This window comes from Bradyrhizobium rifense (genome assembly GCF_008123425.1).
GTDB classification, from domain to species: domain Bacteria; phylum Pseudomonadota; class Alphaproteobacteria; order Rhizobiales; family Xanthobacteraceae; genus Bradyrhizobium; species Bradyrhizobium rifense.
The window spans coordinates 258,821-277,531 of the sequence record NZ_VSSS01000030.1; the positions used below are offsets into that span (position 1 = coordinate 258,821).

The 18,711-nt window shown below is 64.0% G+C and carries 18 protein-coding genes; 10 read left to right on the forward strand and 8 right to left on the reverse strand.

The window, feature by feature from the left end; genetic code table 11:
* Nucleotides 1-29 precede the first annotated feature (29 nt).
* Together FXB40_RS19955 and FXB40_RS19960 are read right to left on the reverse strand one after the other, a co-directional pair.
* Nucleotides 30-212 (reverse strand): hypothetical protein, encoded by a 183-nt coding sequence (locus FXB40_RS19955; RefSeq protein WP_148773865.1) that lies wholly within the window; start codon nucleotides 210-212, stop codon nucleotides 30-32.
* A gap of 174 nt (nucleotides 213-386) precedes the next feature.
* The gene (locus FXB40_RS19960; RefSeq protein ID WP_187436997.1) at nucleotides 387-1,160 is read right to left on the reverse strand and encodes an SDR family NAD(P)-dependent oxidoreductase; all 774 of its coding nucleotides are present in this window, start codon (nucleotides 1,158-1,160) and stop codon (nucleotides 387-389) included.
* Between the two features lie 119 nt (nucleotides 1,161-1,279).
* Between FXB40_RS19960 and FXB40_RS19965 the strand changes: the two genes are divergently transcribed.
* Nucleotides 1,280-1,747, forward strand: coding sequence for a winged helix-turn-helix transcriptional regulator (locus FXB40_RS19965; RefSeq protein ID WP_148773867.1), 468 nt, complete (start codon nucleotides 1,280-1,282; stop codon nucleotides 1,745-1,747).
* A 208-nt stretch (nucleotides 1,748-1,955) separates the two neighbouring features.
* Here FXB40_RS19965 and FXB40_RS19970 read toward each other — a convergent pair whose 3' ends face one another.
* Complete coding sequence (locus FXB40_RS19970) at nucleotides 1,956-2,195, reverse strand: hypothetical protein (protein ID WP_148773868.1); 240 nt, start codon at nucleotides 2,193-2,195, stop codon at nucleotides 1,956-1,958.
* A gap of 226 nt (nucleotides 2,196-2,421) precedes the next feature.
* On the opposite strand from FXB40_RS19970, the gene topA reads away from it, so the two are divergent.
* From topA to FXB40_RS19990, 4 genes are read left to right on the forward strand one after another with little or no spacing between them, the layout of a single operon-like run.
* Complete coding sequence (gene topA / locus FXB40_RS19975) at nucleotides 2,422-5,181, forward strand: type I DNA topoisomerase (protein ID WP_148773869.1); 2,760 nt, start codon at nucleotides 2,422-2,424, stop codon at nucleotides 5,179-5,181.
* Nucleotides 5,182-5,189: 8 nt separating this feature from the next.
* Entirely contained in the window at nucleotides 5,190-7,541 is a 2,352-nt protein-coding gene (gene rnr / locus FXB40_RS19980) for a ribonuclease R (RefSeq protein WP_148773870.1), read from the forward strand.
* Nucleotides 7,535-7,975, forward strand: coding sequence for a DUF983 domain-containing protein (locus FXB40_RS19985; protein ID WP_148773871.1), 441 nt, complete (start codon nucleotides 7,535-7,537; stop codon nucleotides 7,973-7,975). The genes rnr and FXB40_RS19985 overlap by 7 nt, the downstream gene beginning before the upstream one ends.
* 32 nt (nucleotides 7,976-8,007) lie before the next feature.
* Nucleotides 8,008-8,754: an NUDIX hydrolase gene (locus FXB40_RS19990; RefSeq protein ID WP_148773872.1), complete on the forward strand. Its 747-nt coding sequence runs from the start codon at nucleotides 8,008-8,010 to the stop codon at nucleotides 8,752-8,754.
* A gap of 27 nt (nucleotides 8,755-8,781) precedes the next feature.
* Here FXB40_RS19990 and FXB40_RS19995 read toward each other — a convergent pair whose 3' ends face one another.
* Nucleotides 8,782-10,140, reverse strand: coding sequence for a metallophosphoesterase family protein (locus tag FXB40_RS19995; protein ID WP_148773873.1), 1,359 nt, complete (start codon nucleotides 10,138-10,140; stop codon nucleotides 8,782-8,784).
* A gap of 73 nt (nucleotides 10,141-10,213) precedes the next feature.
* Nucleotides 10,214-10,756, reverse strand: a complete 543-nt coding sequence (locus FXB40_RS20000; RefSeq protein ID WP_148773874.1) for a hypothetical protein — start codon at nucleotides 10,754-10,756, stop codon at nucleotides 10,214-10,216.
* A gap of 209 nt (nucleotides 10,757-10,965) precedes the next feature.
* Between FXB40_RS20000 and FXB40_RS20005 the strand changes: the two genes are divergently transcribed.
* The 4 genes from FXB40_RS20005 (at nucleotide 10,966) to FXB40_RS20020 (ending at nucleotide 15,567) form a co-directional block, all read left to right on the forward strand.
* Entirely contained in the window at nucleotides 10,966-12,291 is a 1,326-nt protein-coding gene (locus FXB40_RS20005) for an LLM class flavin-dependent oxidoreductase (protein ID WP_148773875.1), read from the forward strand.
* Between the two features lie 124 nt (nucleotides 12,292-12,415).
* Nucleotides 12,416-12,583: a 50S ribosomal protein L33 gene (rpmG, locus tag FXB40_RS20010; protein WP_007603295.1), complete on the forward strand. Its 168-nt coding sequence runs from the start codon at nucleotides 12,416-12,418 to the stop codon at nucleotides 12,581-12,583.
* A 500-nt stretch (nucleotides 12,584-13,083) separates the two neighbouring features.
* On the forward strand, nucleotides 13,084-14,916 hold the full coding sequence (locus tag FXB40_RS20015; protein WP_148773876.1) for a tetratricopeptide repeat protein: 1,833 nt from the start codon (nucleotides 13,084-13,086) through the stop codon (nucleotides 14,914-14,916).
* A gap of 120 nt (nucleotides 14,917-15,036) precedes the next feature.
* Nucleotides 15,037-15,567, forward strand: coding sequence for a hypothetical protein (locus tag FXB40_RS20020; RefSeq protein ID WP_148773877.1), 531 nt, complete (start codon nucleotides 15,037-15,039; stop codon nucleotides 15,565-15,567).
* A gap of 14 nt (nucleotides 15,568-15,581) precedes the next feature.
* Here the strand turns inward: FXB40_RS20020 and FXB40_RS20025 are convergent, their stop codons facing one another.
* The 3 genes from FXB40_RS20025 to FXB40_RS20035 form a co-directional block, all read right to left on the reverse strand.
* Nucleotides 15,582-16,709 carry a DUF6745 domain-containing protein gene (locus FXB40_RS20025; protein ID WP_148773878.1) on the reverse strand — a complete coding sequence of 376 codons (1,128 nt, stop codon included), beginning with the start codon at nucleotides 16,707-16,709 and terminating at the stop codon, nucleotides 15,582-15,584.
* Complete coding sequence (locus FXB40_RS20030; RefSeq protein WP_210352172.1) at nucleotides 16,687-17,031, reverse strand: hypothetical protein; 345 nt, start codon at nucleotides 17,029-17,031, stop codon at nucleotides 16,687-16,689. The genes FXB40_RS20025 and FXB40_RS20030 overlap by 23 nt, the downstream gene beginning before the upstream one ends.
* Nucleotides 17,032-17,105: 74 nt before the next feature.
* The gene (locus FXB40_RS20035) at nucleotides 17,106-18,500 is read right to left on the reverse strand and encodes an ammonium transporter (RefSeq protein WP_187436998.1); all 1,395 of its coding nucleotides are present in this window, start codon (nucleotides 18,498-18,500) and stop codon (nucleotides 17,106-17,108) included.
* On the opposite strand from FXB40_RS20035, the gene FXB40_RS48730 reads away from it, so the two are divergent.
* The coding region (locus tag FXB40_RS48730; RefSeq protein ID WP_210352173.1) for a hypothetical protein at nucleotides 18,482-18,711 on the forward strand (230 nt) is incomplete at its 3' end. The genes FXB40_RS20035 and FXB40_RS48730 overlap by 19 nt on opposite strands.

The following is an 18,711-nucleotide window of genomic DNA, read 5'->3' on the forward strand; positions in this document are numbered from 1 at the left end:
CTCCGGCGGCGGCTGACAGCTCGCGTGAACTAAAACCAGGCGCCCTGCACACCCAGGATCACGGCGAGGAGCGAAATGAAAAGCCCGATGCCGGAGAAGATGACGACCCCGATGAACTCTGACGTGTCGGAGTGCTTGGCCGGGACTGCGGAACGTTCGGTGTAAATACGCGGTGCTGAAATCGGAGAATAAATACGAGCTGCCTTTGGCATAACGGGCTCCTTCAAAATGAGTCTTATGACCCCTGCCCGTAGAAAGGTCTTGGCAGCACCCGCGAAGGTTCAATGCATCAAGCAAGCTTCAGGAAATACATCCCGTGAGATGTGGGAACCGACCGGCGCAACCGTGTCTCGCGCGCCGGCCGATTCAATTTTCACTTCACTTGATCAACCGCGATAGATCGGCGCGCCGGCTGGCGATCCGGTCGAACCACCATCGACGAAGATCTCCGCACTCGTGACATGTGCAGAATCATCCGAGGCGAGGAACAGCACCGTCTTCGAAATGTGATCCACTTCACCAATGCGCCCAAGTGGAGTCGTCTTGGCGATGCGGCCCTCCAGCACGGCGAATGCCTGTTCCGTCGGTGCCGCGCCCTTCCAGATCGGCGTGCGGATCGCGCCCGGCGCCACCACATTGACGCGGATGCCGCGCGGCGAAAGCTCTGAGGCGAGCACGCGCGCCATCCCGCGCACGCCGGCCTTGCTGGCGGCGTAGGCCGCATAACCGGGATTGCCGAGCACTGAGATCACCGACCCGTTGAGGATAATGGATGCGCCGTCATTGAGATGCGGTAGTGCCGCCTGCACGGTGAAGAAGACCGCGGTCAAATTGGTGCGGATCACCTGCTCGAACGCCGCGAGCGTGGTGCCGCCGACCGGCGTGTTGCCGGGAATGCCGGCATTGGCGAACACGATGTCGAGCTTGCCGAATGTTGCGACCGCCTGCGCAATCGCCTTTTCCGTTGCGGCGATGTCGGTGATGTCGGCTTCGACCGCAAGGCCGTTCGGCCCGAGCTCTTTCGCCGCGGCCGCCAGCGTCTCCTTGTTGCGTCCGGTGATCACGACCTTCGCGCCCTCGGCCACGAACAGCTTCGCCGTCGCCAGTCCAATGCCGCTGTTGCCGCCAGTGATCAGTGCCGTCTTGTTCTTCAGCCTCATGCTCGCCTCCAGTGGTTTCATAATGAAACTATGTTGCCATCTAGGCCGATTGGTTTTATAATGCAACCACAAAAGCGCGTGATCCGCCCGAACTCGGGCGAATGCGACAGGGCCGCACGATGGTGAAACGAACGAGTTTTGAGGGTGACGGTTGCCCGGTCGCGCGATCGCTGGAGGCGATTGGGGACTGGTGGACGCTCCTGATCATTCGCGAGGCGATGCTCGGTCTGCGCCGCTTTGGCGAGTTTCAGAGCAAGCTCGGCATGGCCAAGAACATCTTGTCGGCGCGGCTGCGATCAATGCTCGACCATGGCATTCTGGCGATGGTCCCCGCGTCCGACGGCAGCGCCTACCAGGAATATGTGCTGACGCCGAAGGGACGCGGCCTCTTCCCGATCCTGGTCGCGCTCCGGCAATGGAGCGAGGAGTTCGACGATACGCCCGAGGAGATCGACACCATCATGATCGATCGCGCCAAAGGCCGCCCGGTGAAGAAGCTCGAACTGCACGCCGAGGATGGACGGCTGCTCAGCCTGGCCGATATCACCCTGAAGCCGCGACCGGCACCGCGGCGGCGGTCGGCTTGATGATGGTACGCAGCCGCCACACCCGTCCATTGCGAGCGTAGCGAAGCAATCCAGACTGCCTTCGCGGAAAGACTCTGGATTGCTTCGCTACGCTCGCAATGACGTGGTTAGAGCGGCGCGCTCCCATCCATCCCCGTCACCCTGAGGTGCTCGCCTCTTCGGCGAGCCTCGAAGGGCGACGGCCCGGCTGCATCTCGGCCGGCCACCCCTACGACAGCTTGCGCTTGCTCCGCAGACGCAAATGCTCGTCGGCCTCGAGCTTGGTCATGCCCAGAAGATAATGCAGCACATCGAGCTTGTGCCGCTCGGCGAGCTTGCGCAATGCGCCCGCCTGCTCGGCGATGAAGGCCACGGCTTCATCGACGCCGCCCTCCCCCGGTTCCTCGTTGCGCGAGCCTCCCCGCGCGCCTGTTGCGGCGCGCGCCCGTTTCTTTCCTGGCTTTGCCACCAGCCCCACCCGAATCCATGCCCCGCGGAAACATTACGCCGACACCGGCCACAACTCCAAGGTGGTATTTCGCAACTTTCTCGATATGAAACTTTTCCCATTCCGCGGGCTTTCAACACCCTTCGATTTGACAGCGAGGGCCTCACCACCCATGTTCGGGTCGAAAGGGCCGATCCGAATCTCGTCGATTTCGGCCCAATATTTCCCCGTAAGTTACTGGAACTACATGAATATCGTCATTGTGGAGTCGCCGGCGAAAGCCAAGACGATCAACAAGTATTTGGGCTCGTCCTACGAGGTTCTGGCCTCGTTCGGCCATGTCCGCGACTTGCCGGCGAAGAACGGTTCCGTCGATCCCGACGCCAATTTCAAGATGATCTGGGAGATCGACCCCAAGGCGGCAGGCCGGCTCAACGACATCGCCAAGTCCCTGAAGGGCGCCGACCGCCTGATTCTCGCGACCGACCCTGATCGCGAGGGCGAGGCCATCTCCTGGCACGTGCTGGAGGTGTTGAAAGAGAAGCGCGCGCTGAAGGACCACAAGATCGAGCGCGTGGTGTTCAACGCCATCACCAAGCAGGCGGTCACGGACGCGATGAAGCATCCGCGCCAGATCGACGGCGCGCTGGTCGACGCCTATATGGCGCGCCGGGCGCTCGACTATCTGGTCGGCTTCACCCTCTCCCCCGTGCTGTGGCGCAAGCTGCCGGGCGCCCGTTCGGCCGGCCGCGTGCAGTCGGTGGCGCTGCGGCTGGTCTGCGACCGCGAGCTCGAGATCGAGAAGTTCGTTGCGCGCGAATATTGGTCGCTGATCGCGACCCTGCTGACGCCACGCGGTGATGCCTTCGAGGCCCGTCTTGTCGGCGCCGACGGCAAGAAGATCCAGCGCCTCGACATCGGCACCGGCGCGGAAGCCGAAGACTTCAAGAAGGCGCTGGAAACAGCCGCCTACGCCGTGACCGCGGTCGATGCAAAGCCGGCTCGCCGCAATCCGCAGGCGCCCTTCACCACGTCGACCTTGCAGCAGGAAGCCAGCCGCAAATACGGCTTTGCGCCCGCGCACACAATGCGCATCGCCCAGCGCCTTTATGAAGGCATCGACATCGGCGGCGAGACCACCGGACTCATTACTTATATGCGTACCGACGGCGTGCAGATCGATCCGTCCGCGATCACCCAGGCGCGCAAGGTGATCGGCGAGGATTACGGCAACGCCTACGTGCCGGACGCCCCGCGCCAGTACCAGGCCAAGGCCAAGAACGCCCAGGAAGCGCACGAAGCGATCCGCCCGACCGACATGTCGCGCCGCCCCGACAGCATGAGCCGCAAGCTCGATGCCGATCAGGCGCGACTCTATGAGCTGATCTGGAAGCGCACCATCGCGAGCCAGATGGAATCGGCCGAGCTCGAGCGCACCACCGTCGACATCAATGCGAAGGCAGGTGCGCGCACGCTGGAGCTGCGCGCCACCGGCCAGGTCATCAAGTTCGACGGCTTCCTCGCCCTCTACCAGGAAGGCCGCGACGACGAGGAGGACGAGGATTCCCGCCGCCTGCCCGCGATGAGCCCGAACGATGCGCTCAAGCGGCAGTCGCTCGCCGTCACCCAGCATTTCACCGAGCCGCCGCCGCGGTTCTCCGAGGCCTCGCTGGTCAAGCGCATGGAAGAGCTCGGCATCGGCCGGCCCTCGACTTATGCCTCGATCCTCCAGGTCCTGAAGGACCGCGGCTACGTCAAGCTGGAGAAGAAGCGCCTGCATGGCGAGGACAAGGGCCGCGTCGTGGTCGCGTTCCTCGAAAGCTTCTTTGCCCGCTACGTCGAATACGACTTCACCGCCAATCTGGAGGAGCAGCTCGACCGCATCTCCAACAACGAGATCTCCTGGCAGCAGGTGCTGAAGGATTTCTGGACCGGCTTCATCGGCGCCGTCGACGAGATCAAGGATCTGCGCGTGGCGCAGGTGCTTGATGTGCTCGACGACCTGCTCGGACAGCACATTTATCCGCCGCGCGCCGATGGCGGCGACATCAGGCAGTGCCCGAGCTGCGGCAACGGCCGGCTAAACCTCAAGGCCGGCAAGTTCGGTGCCTTCGTCGGATGCTCGAACTATCCGGAATGCCGCTACACCCGACAGCTCGCCGCCGACAGCGAGACCACCGCGGACCGTTCGCTCGGCCAGGATCCTGATACGGGTCGCGATGTCTGGGTCAAGGCCGGCCGCTTTGGCCCCTACATCCAGCTCGGCGAGCAGAAGGATTATGAGGAAGGCGAGAAGCCGAAGCGCGCGGGCATCCCGAAGGGCACCCCGCCTGGCGATGTCGAGCTCGAGCTTGCGCTGAAACTGCTGTCGCTGCCGCGCGAGATCGGCAAGCATCCGGAGACCGGTGAGCCGATCACGGCAGGCCTCGGCCGCTTCGGGCCGTTCGTGAAGCACGAGAAGACCTACGCCAGCTTAGAAGCCGGCGACGAGGTGTTCGACATCGGCCTCAATCGCGCGGTCACGCTGATCGCGGAGAAGGTCGCCAAGGGCCCGAACCGGCGCTTTGGTGCTGATCCCGGCAAGGCGATCGGTGATCATCCGACGCTCGGCACCGTCACCGTGAAGAGCGGCCGCTACGGCGCCTATGTCACCGCGGGCGGCGTCAACGCGACGATCCCGGCGGAGTTCGAGAAGGACACGGTGACGTTGCCGCAGGCGATCGCGCTGATCGACGAGCGCGCGGCCAAGGGCGGCGGCAAGAAGCCCAAGAAGGCAGCAAGGCCGGCCAAGGCCAAGAAGACCGCTGCGAAGGCTGCGGATGGTGACGAGGCCGCGCCGAAGAAGAAACCGGCCGCGAAGAAAGCCGCGGCCAAAACCAAATCCGAATCCACCAGCAAGGCACGCGCAGCCGTGTCGTCGACCGCCAAGACTTCAGCAGTCAAGACGTCGCCGACCAAGGCGCCCGCCGCCAAAGCTCCGGCCAAGAAGAGTGCCGGCACGACTTAAGAGGTTAAGTGAAACGCAAGAATGACCATGGCTTTCCCGAGCGGAGCGCCATTGTCGCCTTCATCAAGGCACATCCAGGAAAGGTCGGGACCCGCGAGATTGCGCGCGAGTTCGGCCTGAAGAACGCCGATCGCATCGAGCTCAAGCGCCTGCTGCGCGAGCTCGCTGACGACGGCACCATCAAGAAAAAACGCCACACGGTCTCCGAGCCGGACAGCCTGCCGACGACGCTGGTCGCCGACATCACCGGCCGCGATTCTGACGGCGAGCTGATCGCCGCTCCCAGCGAATGGGACGAGGTCGAGAGCGGCGAACCGCCAAAAATCCTGATCGCAATGCCGCGCCGGCCAAAGCCTGGCACGACCGCCGGCGTCGGCGACCGCGTGCTGCTGCGGGTCGAGCCGACCAACGAGACCGAAGGTCCGGCCTATCGCGGCCACATCATCAAGGTCTTCGACAAGACCAAGAGCCGCATCCTCGGCGTCTTCCGCAGCCTTCCCGAAGGCGGCGGACGGCTGATCCCGGTTGACAAGAAGTCCGCCGACCGCGAGCTGAACATCGCCGCGGCTGATACGCGCGGCGCCCAGGACGGCGACCTCGTCAGCGTCGACATCGTCCGCACGCGCAGCTTTGGGCTGGCCTCAGGCCGGGTCAAGGAGAAGCTCGGCTCGGTCAAATCGGAGAAGGCGATCAGCCTGATCGCGATCTACGCCCACGACATCCCCTTGCAATTCTCCTCCGCTGCGGAGCGCGAAGCGGAGGCCGCAGAGCCCGCAAACCTGAAGGGCCGCGAGGACTGGCGCGACGTCCCGCTCGTCACCATCGATCCGCCTGACGCCAAGGACCACGACGACGCGGTGCATGCGCAGCCAGACCCGGATCCGAACAACAGAGGCGGCTTCATCGTCGACGTCGCCATTGCGGATGTGAGCTTCTACGTGCAGCCGGGCACCGCGCTCGACGGCGCCGCGCTCGACCGCGGCAACTCGGTCTATTTCCCCGACCGCGTCGTGCCGATGCTGCCCGAGCGCATCTCCAACAATCTCTGCTCGCTGGTCCCGGGCGAGCCGCGCGGCGCGCTCGCGGTGCGGATGATCATTGCGCCTGATGGCCGCAAGCGTTCGCACTCATTCCATCGCATCCTGATGCGCTCGGCCGCCAAGCTGAGCTACGCGCAGGCGCAGGCCGCGATCGACGGACGGCCTGATGACACCACCGGCCCCCTGCTCGATCCGATCCTGAAGCCGCTCTATGCGGCTTACGCCTGCGTCAAGCGCGCGCGCGACGAGCGCGATCCGCTCAATCTCGATCTGCCCGAGCGCAAGATCCTCCTGAAGAGTGATGGCACCGTTGATCGTGTCGTCATTCCCCAAAGGCTCGATGCGCACAAGCTGATCGAGGAGTTCATGATCCTCGCCAACGTGGCGGCAGCCGAGATGCTGGAGAAGAAATCGCTGCCGCTGATCTACCGCGTGCATGACGAGCCGACGCTGGAGAAGGTCCACGCGCTCCAGGAATTTCTGAAGACACTCGACGTGCCGTTCGCGAAAGGCGGCGCGTTGCGCCCCGCTCTGTTCAACCGCGTGCTGGCGCAGCTCGAAGGCCATGACCACTTCCCGCTGGTGAGCGAGGTGGTGCTGCGCGCGCAGGCGCAGGCCGAATATTCGTCGGAGAATTACGGTCATTTCGGCCTGAATTTGCGCCGCTATGCGCATTTCACCTCGCCGATCCGCCGCTATGCCGACCTCGTCGTGCACCGCGCACTGGTCCGCGCGCTCGGGCTCGGCGAAGGCGCCCTGCCCGACAGCGAGACGGCGGAAACCCTCGCCGAAGTCGCCGCGCATATTTCGCTGACCGAGCGGCGCGCGATGAAGGCCGAGCGCGAGACCGTCGACCGCCTGATCGCGCATCACCTCGCCGACCGCATCGGCGCGAGTTTTCAGGGGCGCGTCTCCGGCGTCACCCGCGCCGGCCTGTTCGTCAAGCTGAGTGAGACCGGCGCCGACGGGTTGATCCCGATCCGATCCCTTGGCACGGAATATTTCAACTATGACGAGGGCCGCCACGCACTGGTCGGCACGCGCACCCGCACCATGTACCAGCTCGGCGATGTCGTCGACGTCCGTCTGATCGAGGCAGCCCCCATCGCGGGCGCGCTGCGTTTTGAGCTGCTGTCGTCATCCAGCGAGACCGCGCCGCGCGACCGCAGGCAGGCTGGCCCGCAGCGCCGTCCCTCGCTCAAGGCGCAGCCCGGACGCAGCCCAGACAGAAAACGCAAGCCGCCGAAGCCAAAGCCCGGCAAGAAGAGCAAAGGCAAGAACAAGGGGAAAGGTGGGGGACAGAAGGGCAAGGCATGGTGACCATGAGCGCAGCCCCAAAGATCTGGACACGCGAGACCGGCCTCGTCGAGAAGCGCGACGTCTGGGCGGCGATGAGGCGGGGCTTTCGCGGCCGCTGCCCGCGCTGCGGCCAGGGAAAATTGTTCCGCGCCTTCCTGAAGACGGCGGACAATTGCGCAACATGCAGCCTCGACTTCACGCCACACCGCGCCGACGATTTGCCCGCCTATCTCGTGATCGTCATCGTCGGCCACATCACTGTGCCAGCCATTTTGTGGATCGAGACCAATTACACGACGCCGGGCTGGCTCACCTTCGCCGCCTATTTGCCCTTCACCCTCTTCGCCTCGCTCGGGCTGTTGCAGCCGGTGAAGGGAGCTGTGGTCGGCTTGCAATGGGCTCTGCGCATGCACGGGTTTGACGACAACCCGCCGGATGGTATTCCGCCGGTGTAAGCAAAATAAATAAAAGCAGTTTGGGTGAGGACATGACGGATATTGCGCAGGACGAAAAGGCGAAAGTCCACGATCAGAAGGAAGCCGACCACCATCCCTATTTCCGTCCCCGGGATGCAGCGACACTGATCCTGGTCGATCGCAGCGGCACCGTTCCAAAGGTGCTGGTCGGCAAGCGCCACGACAAGGTGGTGTTCATGCCCGGAAAATTCGTCTTCCCCGGCGGCCGCGTCGACAAGGACGATTATCGCGTGCCGGTCGCGGCCCCCATCACCACTGAGCTGGAAGCGAATCTCGCCAAGGGCAGCCCGAAGACCCCGGCCTCGCGCGCAAAGTCGCTGGCGATTGCCGCGATCCGCGAGGCCTGCGAGGAGACCGGTCTCTGCCTCGGGCGCAAGAGCGAGGGCAAAGCCAGGCTCGAGGGTCCCTGGAAGCCGTTCGCGGATGCGGGCCTACTGCCCGATCCGTCCAGCCTGTTCCTGATCGCACGCGCGATCACGCCGCCCGGTCGCGTCAAGCGCTTCGACACGCGCTTCTTCACGGCGGATGCGTCCGCGATCACCCATCACGTCGAGGGCGTGATCCATGCGGACGCGGAGCTGGTCGAGCTGGTCTGGGTCGAGCTCGGCTCAAAGCCGCTCGCCGATCTGCATCCAATGACACGGAACGTGCTCAACGAGCTCGACACCCGCCTCGCCACCGGCCCGCTGCGCCATGACGCGCCGGTGCCGTTCTTCCACTTCTACGCCGGCAAGATGCAGAAGGATATTTTGAGCTAATCCAGCCACCGATTTCTTTGGGCCCGCTCACGCGATCAGCAACCTCAGCGCCGCTCCTCTGAAGGCGCGGTCTTCGCTGCCGCCTTGTCCGTGGCCGATAGCCCAATGTTGGGGCCACGAAAGCTGCTCCAGCCCTTGCGCCGACGCAGAGGTGAAGGACGACCAATGGGGCGAGCCGTGATGGCGGTAGAGAAGACCGCCCGGGCCCATATCCGGATAGAGCGTGACACGAATGTCGAAATTCTCGCCTGCTGAAAGATCAGGTCCAAACCAATAGGATGGACTGCGCCCCGGCTCACGGCCAATGATGGCTGTCAGAGTTTGCTTCAGTCCACGGAGCCCGAGCCAGAACGGCGCGATCGAACCAGACGCGAAAGCCGTCAGGATTGTCTGGGCTGATGCGACATCGGTCGCAGCACTTTGCCCCACCAGTCTCAGGTCGATCCGGTGTCCGCTCTGCGCACGCCCGCAGAATGGCGCTTCGGCAACTCCGGACGGCAGCTCTCTCCAGCCGGCGGGATCAGGATCACGCAGCGGCCATTCAATCCTCTCCCTGATGGCGCCCTCGATATCGAGCACCTGATAACGCAGGCCTTCCGCATCAAGCGCGGCCTGAACACAATGCAGATACTCGACGCCTTCCGGCATCCTGTGAGCCGTTCCCGCACCCGCAGTGCAGATCTGCAGGACACCGCGATGCGCCTGCACATCGAAGGCGAGGATGTGGCTGCACAGATAGGCAAGCACGTTTTCGTTCACCAGGATGTCCCAAAACGGGCGAGCATATTCGTGACCGATCTCGCGCTGATACGTCCCCGTAAAGCCGTTGATAGGAAACACCGGGTGATGGCCGAGGACGAGCTTGTGCCGCGCGCTGGCATGTTCTCTCAGCGTGGCTTCCAGCCACGCGAGCTCGACATGGCCCTCCCCGCCAAGGCCGCTCCAGAGCGTGTTGACGAACACCATCAGGAGGTCGCCGCGCCGCACGAAGTAGGAAAGACCACTCTGCCCCGGCGGCCCATTGTCCGGCAGGTCCAGCACTTCGCGAAACATCGCCTCGCTCATCACATCGTAGGTCGTGTGATTGCCGGTCGTGTGCCACATCGGAATGGCCGCACGGTCGAGCCAGGCCATTTCCGTATCCAGCCAATATCGCCACTGCGCGCGCAGCGCGCCCGGATCCGGCGTCAGTCCAATGATCTCATCACCTGGAAAGAGAATGAATTCAGGCTGCGGTCTGAGGCGTTGAACGACCGCGTTGACCGAGGCGAAGGTCTTCTCATGCAGTGCAGCCGGCACGCCCGAACAGGCATCGCCATACAAGAGAAATTGATGGCCCTTGCCGCGCGGTCGAATCGCGGGAATGGAATTGTTCGCAGAGGTCATGGCCTTCCATAGCGGTGTTCGGCCGCGAGGATGGCAATTTCCGGAGCAGGCCGCAACAGGTCGTGGTGAGGCCCTAGTCCGCGTCCGGTTCGGTGCCGACATAGTCGCGCGCCGGCAGTTTCAGCGCACGCCCGAGCTCCTCAGCGAGCTGGTTGGCATCGTCGCGTTTGGTGAAGCTCATCAGCGAAATCGCTTCGGTGCCCTTGTTGCCGCAGAGATTGACGTCGTAGGTCGTCAGTTGCGGATCGTCATCGTCGGTGATGCTGATGAAGTGATAGTCGGCGAGATCACGCTGCTTGCGGATATTCAGCGGCCCGAACTGCCTGGTGATGACGATCTGGCGCAGCGCCTCGTTGAGCACGACGAAGGTGCGGAACGTCAGCAGGATCAGGCCGGGAATGCCGACGAGCAGCCCGAGCCCCGTGAACACCAGCACCGGCACGAGGTCGTCGGCGAGCCTGCCGAATCCGGAAAAGTCCTGGCGCAGGCCGAGCCCGACATTCCACAGCAGATAGGCGCTCGCCGCCAGCAGCGGCAACGACAGCAGTCGGCCGAACCACGGCATCGGCCGGTCGATCCGGACGATGCTGCCGTCCACGGTCATTGCGCCTGCCATCAAAAATCTCCTCGGGAGTGGAAGTCTTGGCTTGGTCGGCACGAGCGCCGGGTTGGTTCGACGGCCCTCTCCCCCGCCGCCCCGGAATGACGCGATTGTGCTGGGGCGCCAGCGAAAAACAAAAAATTCTTCCCGTCTCCCCCAATGGCGGAGTTCCCACTCGTGCCTATGTCTTTCCCCAACGACACCAGAACGGGATTTTGGGCGCGATGGCACAACGGCAACTCAAGCTTGGCGCGTTCATGCGCCCGATCAGCATCCACACCGGCGCCTGGCGCTATCCCGGGGCGTGGCCCGACGCCAATTTCAACTTCGGCCACATCAAGACGCTGATTCAGAAGCTCGAGGCCGGCAAGTTCGACGCCTTCTTCATGGCCGATCACCTCGCCGTGCTGAACATGCCGGTCAATGCGCTGAAGCGCAGCCACACCGTGACCTCGTTCGAGCCGTTCACGCTGCTGTCGGCGCTGTCCGCCGTCACCGAGCGCATCGGCCTGATCGCGACGGGATCGACCACGTTCGACGAGCCCTATCATGTGGCGCGGCGCTTCGCCTCGCTCGACCATCTCAGCGGCGGGCGCGCGGGCTGGAACATCGTCACCACCTCGAACCCGGATGCGGCGCTGAATTTCGGCCTCGACGACCACATGGAGCACGCCGAGCGCTACAAGCGCGCCCGCGAATTCTACGACGTCGTCACCGGCTTGTGGGACTCCTTCGCCGATGACGCCTTCGTCCGCGACGTCGAGAGCGGGCTTTTCTTCGAGCCGTCGAAAATGCATGTGCTCGATCACAACGGCAAATATCTGAAGGTCCGCGGCCCCCTCAACATCGCCCGCCCGGTGCAGGGCTGGCCGCTGATCGTGCAGGCCGGCGCCTCCGAGGACGGCAGGCAGCTCGCGGCCGAGACCGCGGAAGCCGTGTTCACCGGCGGCGGCAGCCTCGCTGACGGACAAAAGCTCTACGCCGACATCAAGGGTCGCATGGAAAAGATCGGCCGCGATCCCGAGCACCTGAAAATCCTGCCCGGCGCCTTCGTCGTGGTCGGCGACAGCATCGACGAGGCCAAGGAGAAGCGCGCCCTCCTCGACAGCCGCGTGCACTACGACAGCGCCATCGCCTCGCTCTCGGTCGTCCTCGGCACCGATGCCTCCGGCTTCGATCCGGATGGACAATTGCCGGAGATCCCGGAGACCAACGCCAGCAAGAGCGGCCGGCAGCGCATGGTCGACCTCGCCAGGCGCGACAAGCTCACCGTACGCCAGCTCGCCCAGCGCGTCGGCGGTTACGGCGGGCTGTCCTTCGTCGGCACGGCGAAAACCATCGCCGACCAGATGGAGGAATGGCTGGTCGGCCGCGGTTCCGACGGCTTCAACATCATGTTCCCGTTCGTCCCCGCAGGGCTCGACGATTTCGTCGACAAGGTGGTCCCGGAGCTGCAGCGGCGCGGGATTTTCCGGAAAGAGTATGAAGGGACCACTTTGAGGGAGAATCTGGGCCTTCCCCGGCCCAAAAACCGCTTCTTCGAGGCCTGAAGGGTCCGATTTGAGTGGTTCTCGGGGTGTAAAACCTTGACATCAGGCGGTTTCTGGCTAGGTTGCCGGCCAACGCGGGCCGTTTGGCCGGCTCCAGATTCCCCAATATTCTGAGGTTCAGAACATGGCCAAAGCGGTCACCATCAAGGTCAAGCTCGTGTCCTCGGCCGACACCGGCTTCTACTACGTCGCCAAGAAGAATTCGCGCACCATGACCGACAAGCTGGTCAAGAAGAAGTACGATCCCGTGGCGCGCAAGCACGTCGAATTCCGCGAAGCCAAGATCAAGTAAGATCGGCGATAGCATTGAAGAGTTTGCGGGGCCCTTTCGGGCCCCGTTTTCGTTTGGGCCTCTCTCCACGCCGTCATTGCGAGGAGCCCTTGCGACGAAGCAATCCAGAGCCGTTCCGCAGAGACACTCTGGATTGCTTCGCTGCGCTCGCAATGACGGAGGGATTTCGGATGGGGGAAATGAGAGCGCCGTTGGTTGTTTTGCTCGCAGGCTTGCTGGGATTCGCGCTTGGCGCAGCCACGCTTGCGTTCGCGGCTCTGTCGATCGGGATCTCGCTTCTCGGTCACGCAAAGGAAGGCATTCACAGCGATTGGACCCTCCTGGTGCTCTTCGTAACCCTGGTGTGCTTTGGAGTTGGTGGAGTGGCAGGAGCCAAGGGAGCCGTCAGCCTCGCGAAATCCTGGCGTGGTTAGAAGGAAGTGCCGCCTTCAATTGCGAGGCTGCTACGACCTCCACCGCTCTAACTCACCAGCCCGGAGCGCGACAATTTCCAGCCGTTCATGAATCGCAGCGAGGCCAGTGCCATACCATCCGGACAAGCGACGCCGGCGGCGCTTTGCCAGGCGGGCTTCGCGCATCTTCAATTGGGACGACTTGCGGAGGCCGAGCTCTGTTGCCAGCAGGCGCTGACGCTGGACGAGCAACACCCGGATGCCCTCCATTTGCTGGGCGTGCTTTGTTTTCGCGCGCGTCAGCCTGACGCCGCCGTTGAATGGATCGGGCGCGCCGTCCAGCAGGCCCCGAAGGCAGAGTACCTCCTGAGCCTCGCCACGGTGCTGGAGCGGCATGGTCGGCTCGAGGACGCCCGGCAGCACTACAGCCACGCCTTGAGCCTCAAGCCTGATGATGCGGGCCTCTGGAATCACATCGGCAACCTGCTCTGGCAACTCGCGCAGAACGACGAAGCTGTGCTGCATTACCAGCAGGCCCTGAAGCTCAATCCGCAATATTGGGAGCCAGCGCAAAACTGCGGCATGCTGCTGCTCGAACTCGGCCGTCACGCGGATGCCATAAAATGCTTCGACGTCGCCGAGAAGCTGAATCCATCGGCAGCCCTGTACCAGATGCGCGCCGTTTGCCTCTCGGCGGTGAACCGCTTCGAGGACGCGGAGACCGACTACGATAAATCCATTGCGCTGGATCCGCGCCTCGCGGAGACGCACAACAATCTCGGCCTGCTGCATTGGCGCTTTGGCCGGCTGGAACAGGCCTTTGCCTGCTTCGATCGGGCGCTGGCGCTCCGACCGGATTTTCACGCCGTGCTCAACAACAAGGCCGTGGTCTTGTTGCATCTGCAATTGCTGGATGAAGCTTTCGCGACCCTGCAGAGGTCGCTGGCGGCCGCCCCCAACGATGCGCAAACGCTGTTCTATCTGGCGACGCTTCAGCTCCTGACCGGCGATTTCGAGCGAGGCTGGATCGCGCGCGAGGCGCGTTGGCGACTTCCGTCTGTCGGTCTGGTCGATCGCGGCTTTTCAAAACCGCTTTGGCGTGGCGACCAGCCGATCGAAGGCAAGACCATCTTGCTGCACTCCGATGAGGGACTGGGCGATGCAATTCAGTTCGCGCGCTATGTGCCGATGGTGGCCGCACTCGGGGCTCGCGTCATCCTGGAGGTCGAACCTCCGATCCAGCAGTGTCTCGGCGGCATCGCCGGGGTCGCAGAGTGTGCCGGCCGGTCGTCTCCGCCGGCGTTCGACCTGCACTGCCCTCTCGGCACGCTGCCGCTGGCGTTCAGGACGCGGCTCGATACGATCCCGCTCGCGCAAGGCTACGTTCCTGCGCCCCCAGCGTCGCGCGCGAAGGCGTGGGACAACCGGCTTGGTCCCCGCACCCGCTTCCGCGTCGGTCTGGTCTGGGCTGGCAATCCGGATCACAAGAACGACCACAATCGATCGATGACGGTGCGCACGCTCGCGCCGCTGCTGGATTGCGACGTCCAGTTCATCTCCTTGCAAAAAAGCGTCCGCGATCAGGACCGGGCTTTCCTTGCCGAACGCTCGGACATCGTCGACCTCACAGAACATCTGACGGATTTCAGTGAAACAGCAGCGCTGATCTCCCGTCTCGATCTGTTGATCTCGGTCGACACCAGCGTCGCTCACCTCGCGGGCGCACTGGGCGCGCCCGTCTGGACGTTGGTGCCGTTCAACCCGGACTGGCGCTGGTTGCTCAACCGCGACGACAGTCCGTGGTATCAGTCGATGAAGCTGTTTAGGCAACCCAAGAGAGGTGACTGGGCCAGCGTGGTGGACAACGTTCGCCTCGAACTCGAAGGCCTACTGTCTGCGTGGCGGTCGAGGCAGGATCAGTCTTCCCTCCTGCCTGCCTGATTGGCGCGCAGGCGGCCAAGTCGTCGAGATCAAGTAAGATCGGCCAATGCTGCTGAGTTTTACGGGGGCCCTCGCGGACCCCGTTTTTATTTGCGGCCAATGGTCGTAGCCTCCACGTCCATGATCGCAGCCTTGGACGAGGGACATGTCGGTGGCTATTCGGTCGCTTATGGCCGCGACGATACTTATTTCCCGGTCTACGTCACGGCGGCGCTGGCCGCGATCTTCTGCACGGCCGCGCTTCTCACCGGCGCGCTCTACTGGCTTGCGCTCGCGGCACTCGCGGCCGGGTTTACCTACTACAACATTCCGCTGCTCGAGACCGGCCGTCCCACGATCGGCGCGAACCAATATGGCATCTTCATTCAGGCCTTTGGCCTGATCCGGTGGCGCGCCGTCGAGCGCATCGATCTTGTCGAGATCGCCGAGCGCGCCATGACGGTGCATGAACTCCAGATCGTACTGAACGCGCCGCTAACCAGCGCGCTGGTGGCCGACTGGCGCAAGCAGCCGGTCTGGCGCTGGCTCATGCGCCTGCCCTGGCGGATGAGCCACACCAACATGGTGCGGATCAATGTCGAGCCGTTCGATCAGCCGCCGGACATGATTCATCGCACCTTCCTGCGGATGTGGCGCTACTACCGCAGCTAGCGACCAAGCATGCATCACGTCCTCAGCACGAGGTGTGCATAGGCCTCCGCCCTCATGCCGTAGGTCCATGCGACTGCTTCGCGCGCCGTGCGCAGATTGGCCGGCACCTGGAGGAAGAAATGCCTGCGCGTGCCGTCCGGCTCAGGCGTGGCGTTGATGACCTCCACGGCCGCCCAAGCGTCCGCGGCGAGCCAGTTGCGGCGCCACAGGATTCCGGTCTCGTCCTCGGCCACACGGGTGGCGCCGCCGAACGCGACGTAACGTTCCGGCGTCATGATCTCGATCATGCAGCGGCGGACCTGGACGTCGACTTGCTCGTCGATCGCAGCGAGCGTGATCCGGTCCCGATGTTCGATGATCCAGCGGGGCACCTCCACCCCGCGCCAGGCCCAGATCGACCAGCCGTCGGGGTAACGCAGCGCCGGACCGCCTGCGTGATGCAGCCGGTCGCGCGCGTCACCGCACATGAGGTTCGGTCGATCCGCGAGCCGGCAGGTGCGCTCGTGCGGCAGCAGCCAGCCCACACTCGTCGCGAGCCGCATCAGGCCGCGTAGCGGCTCCGTCTCAGCGCGCAGACCAAGGACCTCGCGGAGATAATCGTACGCGCCAAGCCAAGACAGATCGTGCGGCCCCGCTGCGCAGTTCGAAAAGCCCCGCGGGGCGGTGAGGGCCTGCTGCACGCCGGGCAACGACAGACCGGTTCGGCGCAGCTGGCCCAGCATGGACAGATTCTGCTCCGGCACGTTCCGTATCACCGCCTCAGCCGCAGCGGCGACCAGCAGGTCGGCGGGATTGACTGCGCTGTCGACCGCGGCAAGCACCTTCCGGTGAACCCGCGCTTCGACTAGCGAAGCTATGCGCCGGCGCAGGCGATCGACGAGACGAAAGCGCACATTGCGGCCGTCATCGCGCGACATCCGGACGGCAAGCCCAGCCAGCGCCAGCGGGCTGTCGCACCATACGATGCGGGCCGGCGGCTCCAGTCCTGCGGCCTGATAAGCAAGCCGCACGCCCTGTTCCGCGGTGTCGCGATCGGCAGGTGCAGTCGAGCGCCATATGGCTCTCCACCGCGCACGGTAATCGCCAAACGCCGCCGTCTGCTCCGCGGACAGCGCCTGCTCAGTCGGCGAGGACGCGCGCATCCCGAGGCCCAAGCTCGCGCTGGCGACGGACCCGATAGGTCCCTCGCGGCAGCGTCAACGGCGCATGCTCCTGATGCGTCACCCGCGCATAGGCCGAGGCGATCAGGAGATGCCCGACATAGAGCCCGGCTGGAATGTCGCGCGCCAGATCGTCGTCGCGAAACAGCGTCACGCGTTCGCGGATCGCGTGACAGTGTCCCGTGGCCTCGCCCTCCAGGAGGACCAGCGGCACACCTTCGGCGGCTTCGGCGAGCGTTCCCGATGGCGCCACATCGGGTACCCGCTCAATCAGCAGGTCACCTTGCGCAAAGATCTCGGTCATCGTGCCTTCTCCCGTGCCGGCGCATCCGCTGGGCACGCGGATGGCCGGATTGGTTCAACATCGTCATCGGCGATCTAGTGCACGACCTCGCCATGCAGTGCGAGGTCGAGACCGTCGCGCTCCATATCCTCCGACACCCGCAAACCGATAAACAGCTTGATCACGTACAGGATGATCAGGCTGACGACGGCGTCGTAGACAAAGACCGTGGCGACGCCGATGCACTGGTTGATGAACTGGCCCGGATTTCCCTCCAGAGCCCCCGCGGTGCCGCCATATTGCTCGACGGCGAAGATGCCGGTGAGCAGCGCGCCGACAATGCCTCCGACGGCGTGGACGCCGAAACAATCGAGCGCGTCGTCATAACTGAAAATGCTCTTGAGTCCGGTGCATCCCCAGTAGCAGAAAACACCGGCCGCGATGCCGATCACGAAAGCGCCGATCGGGCCGACGAAGCCGGACGCGGGCGTGATGGCGACGAGGCCCGCGACCGCGCCCGAGCAGATGCCGACGACCGTCGGCTTGCCCTTGAGCGACCACTCGACCAGCATCCAGGTAAAGCCGGCAACGGCGGTCGCGATCTGCGTCACCAGCATCGCCATGCCGGCCTGCATGCCTGCCGTCACCGCAGAGCCCGCGTTGAAGCCGAACCAGCCGACCCACAGCAGCGAGGCGCCGATGAAGGTCAGCACCATGTTGTGGGCCGGTCCCGCCTCCTTGCGCTTGCCGAGCATGATGGCGCACATCAGGCCTGCCACGCCGGCATTGATGTGCACGACAGTCCCGCCGGCGAAGTCGAGCACCTTGACCCAGGCGGCGTCGTTGCCGGAGGAGAAGATGCCGTCAGGGCCCCACACCCAATGCGCGATCGGCGCATAGACGAAGATCGCCCACAAGCCGATGAACCAGAGCATCGCGGAGAACTTCATCCGCTCGGCGAACGCGCCTGCGATCAGCGCCGGCGTGATGATCGCAAAGGTCATCTGGAAGCAGATGTAGACGCTTTCCGGAATGGTCGCCGCAAGCGGATTGGGGTTACCGATTCCGCCCTTGCCGATGTCGCTGAGGATGTCCTTCAGGAACATGCGGTCCAGCCCGCCGATGAACGGCGTGCCGGCGCGGAAGGCCAGGCTGTAGGTCAGGATCGCGAACAGGATCGTGACCAGGCACGTCACCGCAAAACTCGTCATCACGGTATCGCCCACGTTCTTCTTGCGCACCATGCCGCCATAGAACAGCCCGAGCCCCGGGACCGTCATCATCAGCACCAGCGCAACGGAGGTGAGCATCCAGGCGGTATCGCCGGGATTGGGCGTGCACTTCTCGAGGATCTTGCCGCCGCAAGCGGGCGGGCCCGCATCCTCCGCGAGCGCAACGTCGCCCAGGGCGAGGTACAGAAGTGCAATTCCCAGCAACGCGACCACCAATGTCACGAGCCTTTGGCGCGTGGATGTTCTTGATTCCATCATCGTCCTCCCAAGTCGCAAGAGATGTCTTCTGGGCATTGTTTGAGTGGAACCGCAGAGATGATCATTCGCGCCGGCGCGACGACGCCAGCGTGATCAGCTCGGATTTTCGGGACACAATGATCGCGGCTCGGCGCGATGAGGTCGTCGAGCGTCGATGGCTGGAGACTGGCATCGACCAGCCTCATGGCTTATCGGCCTTTCCCTTGTCGCC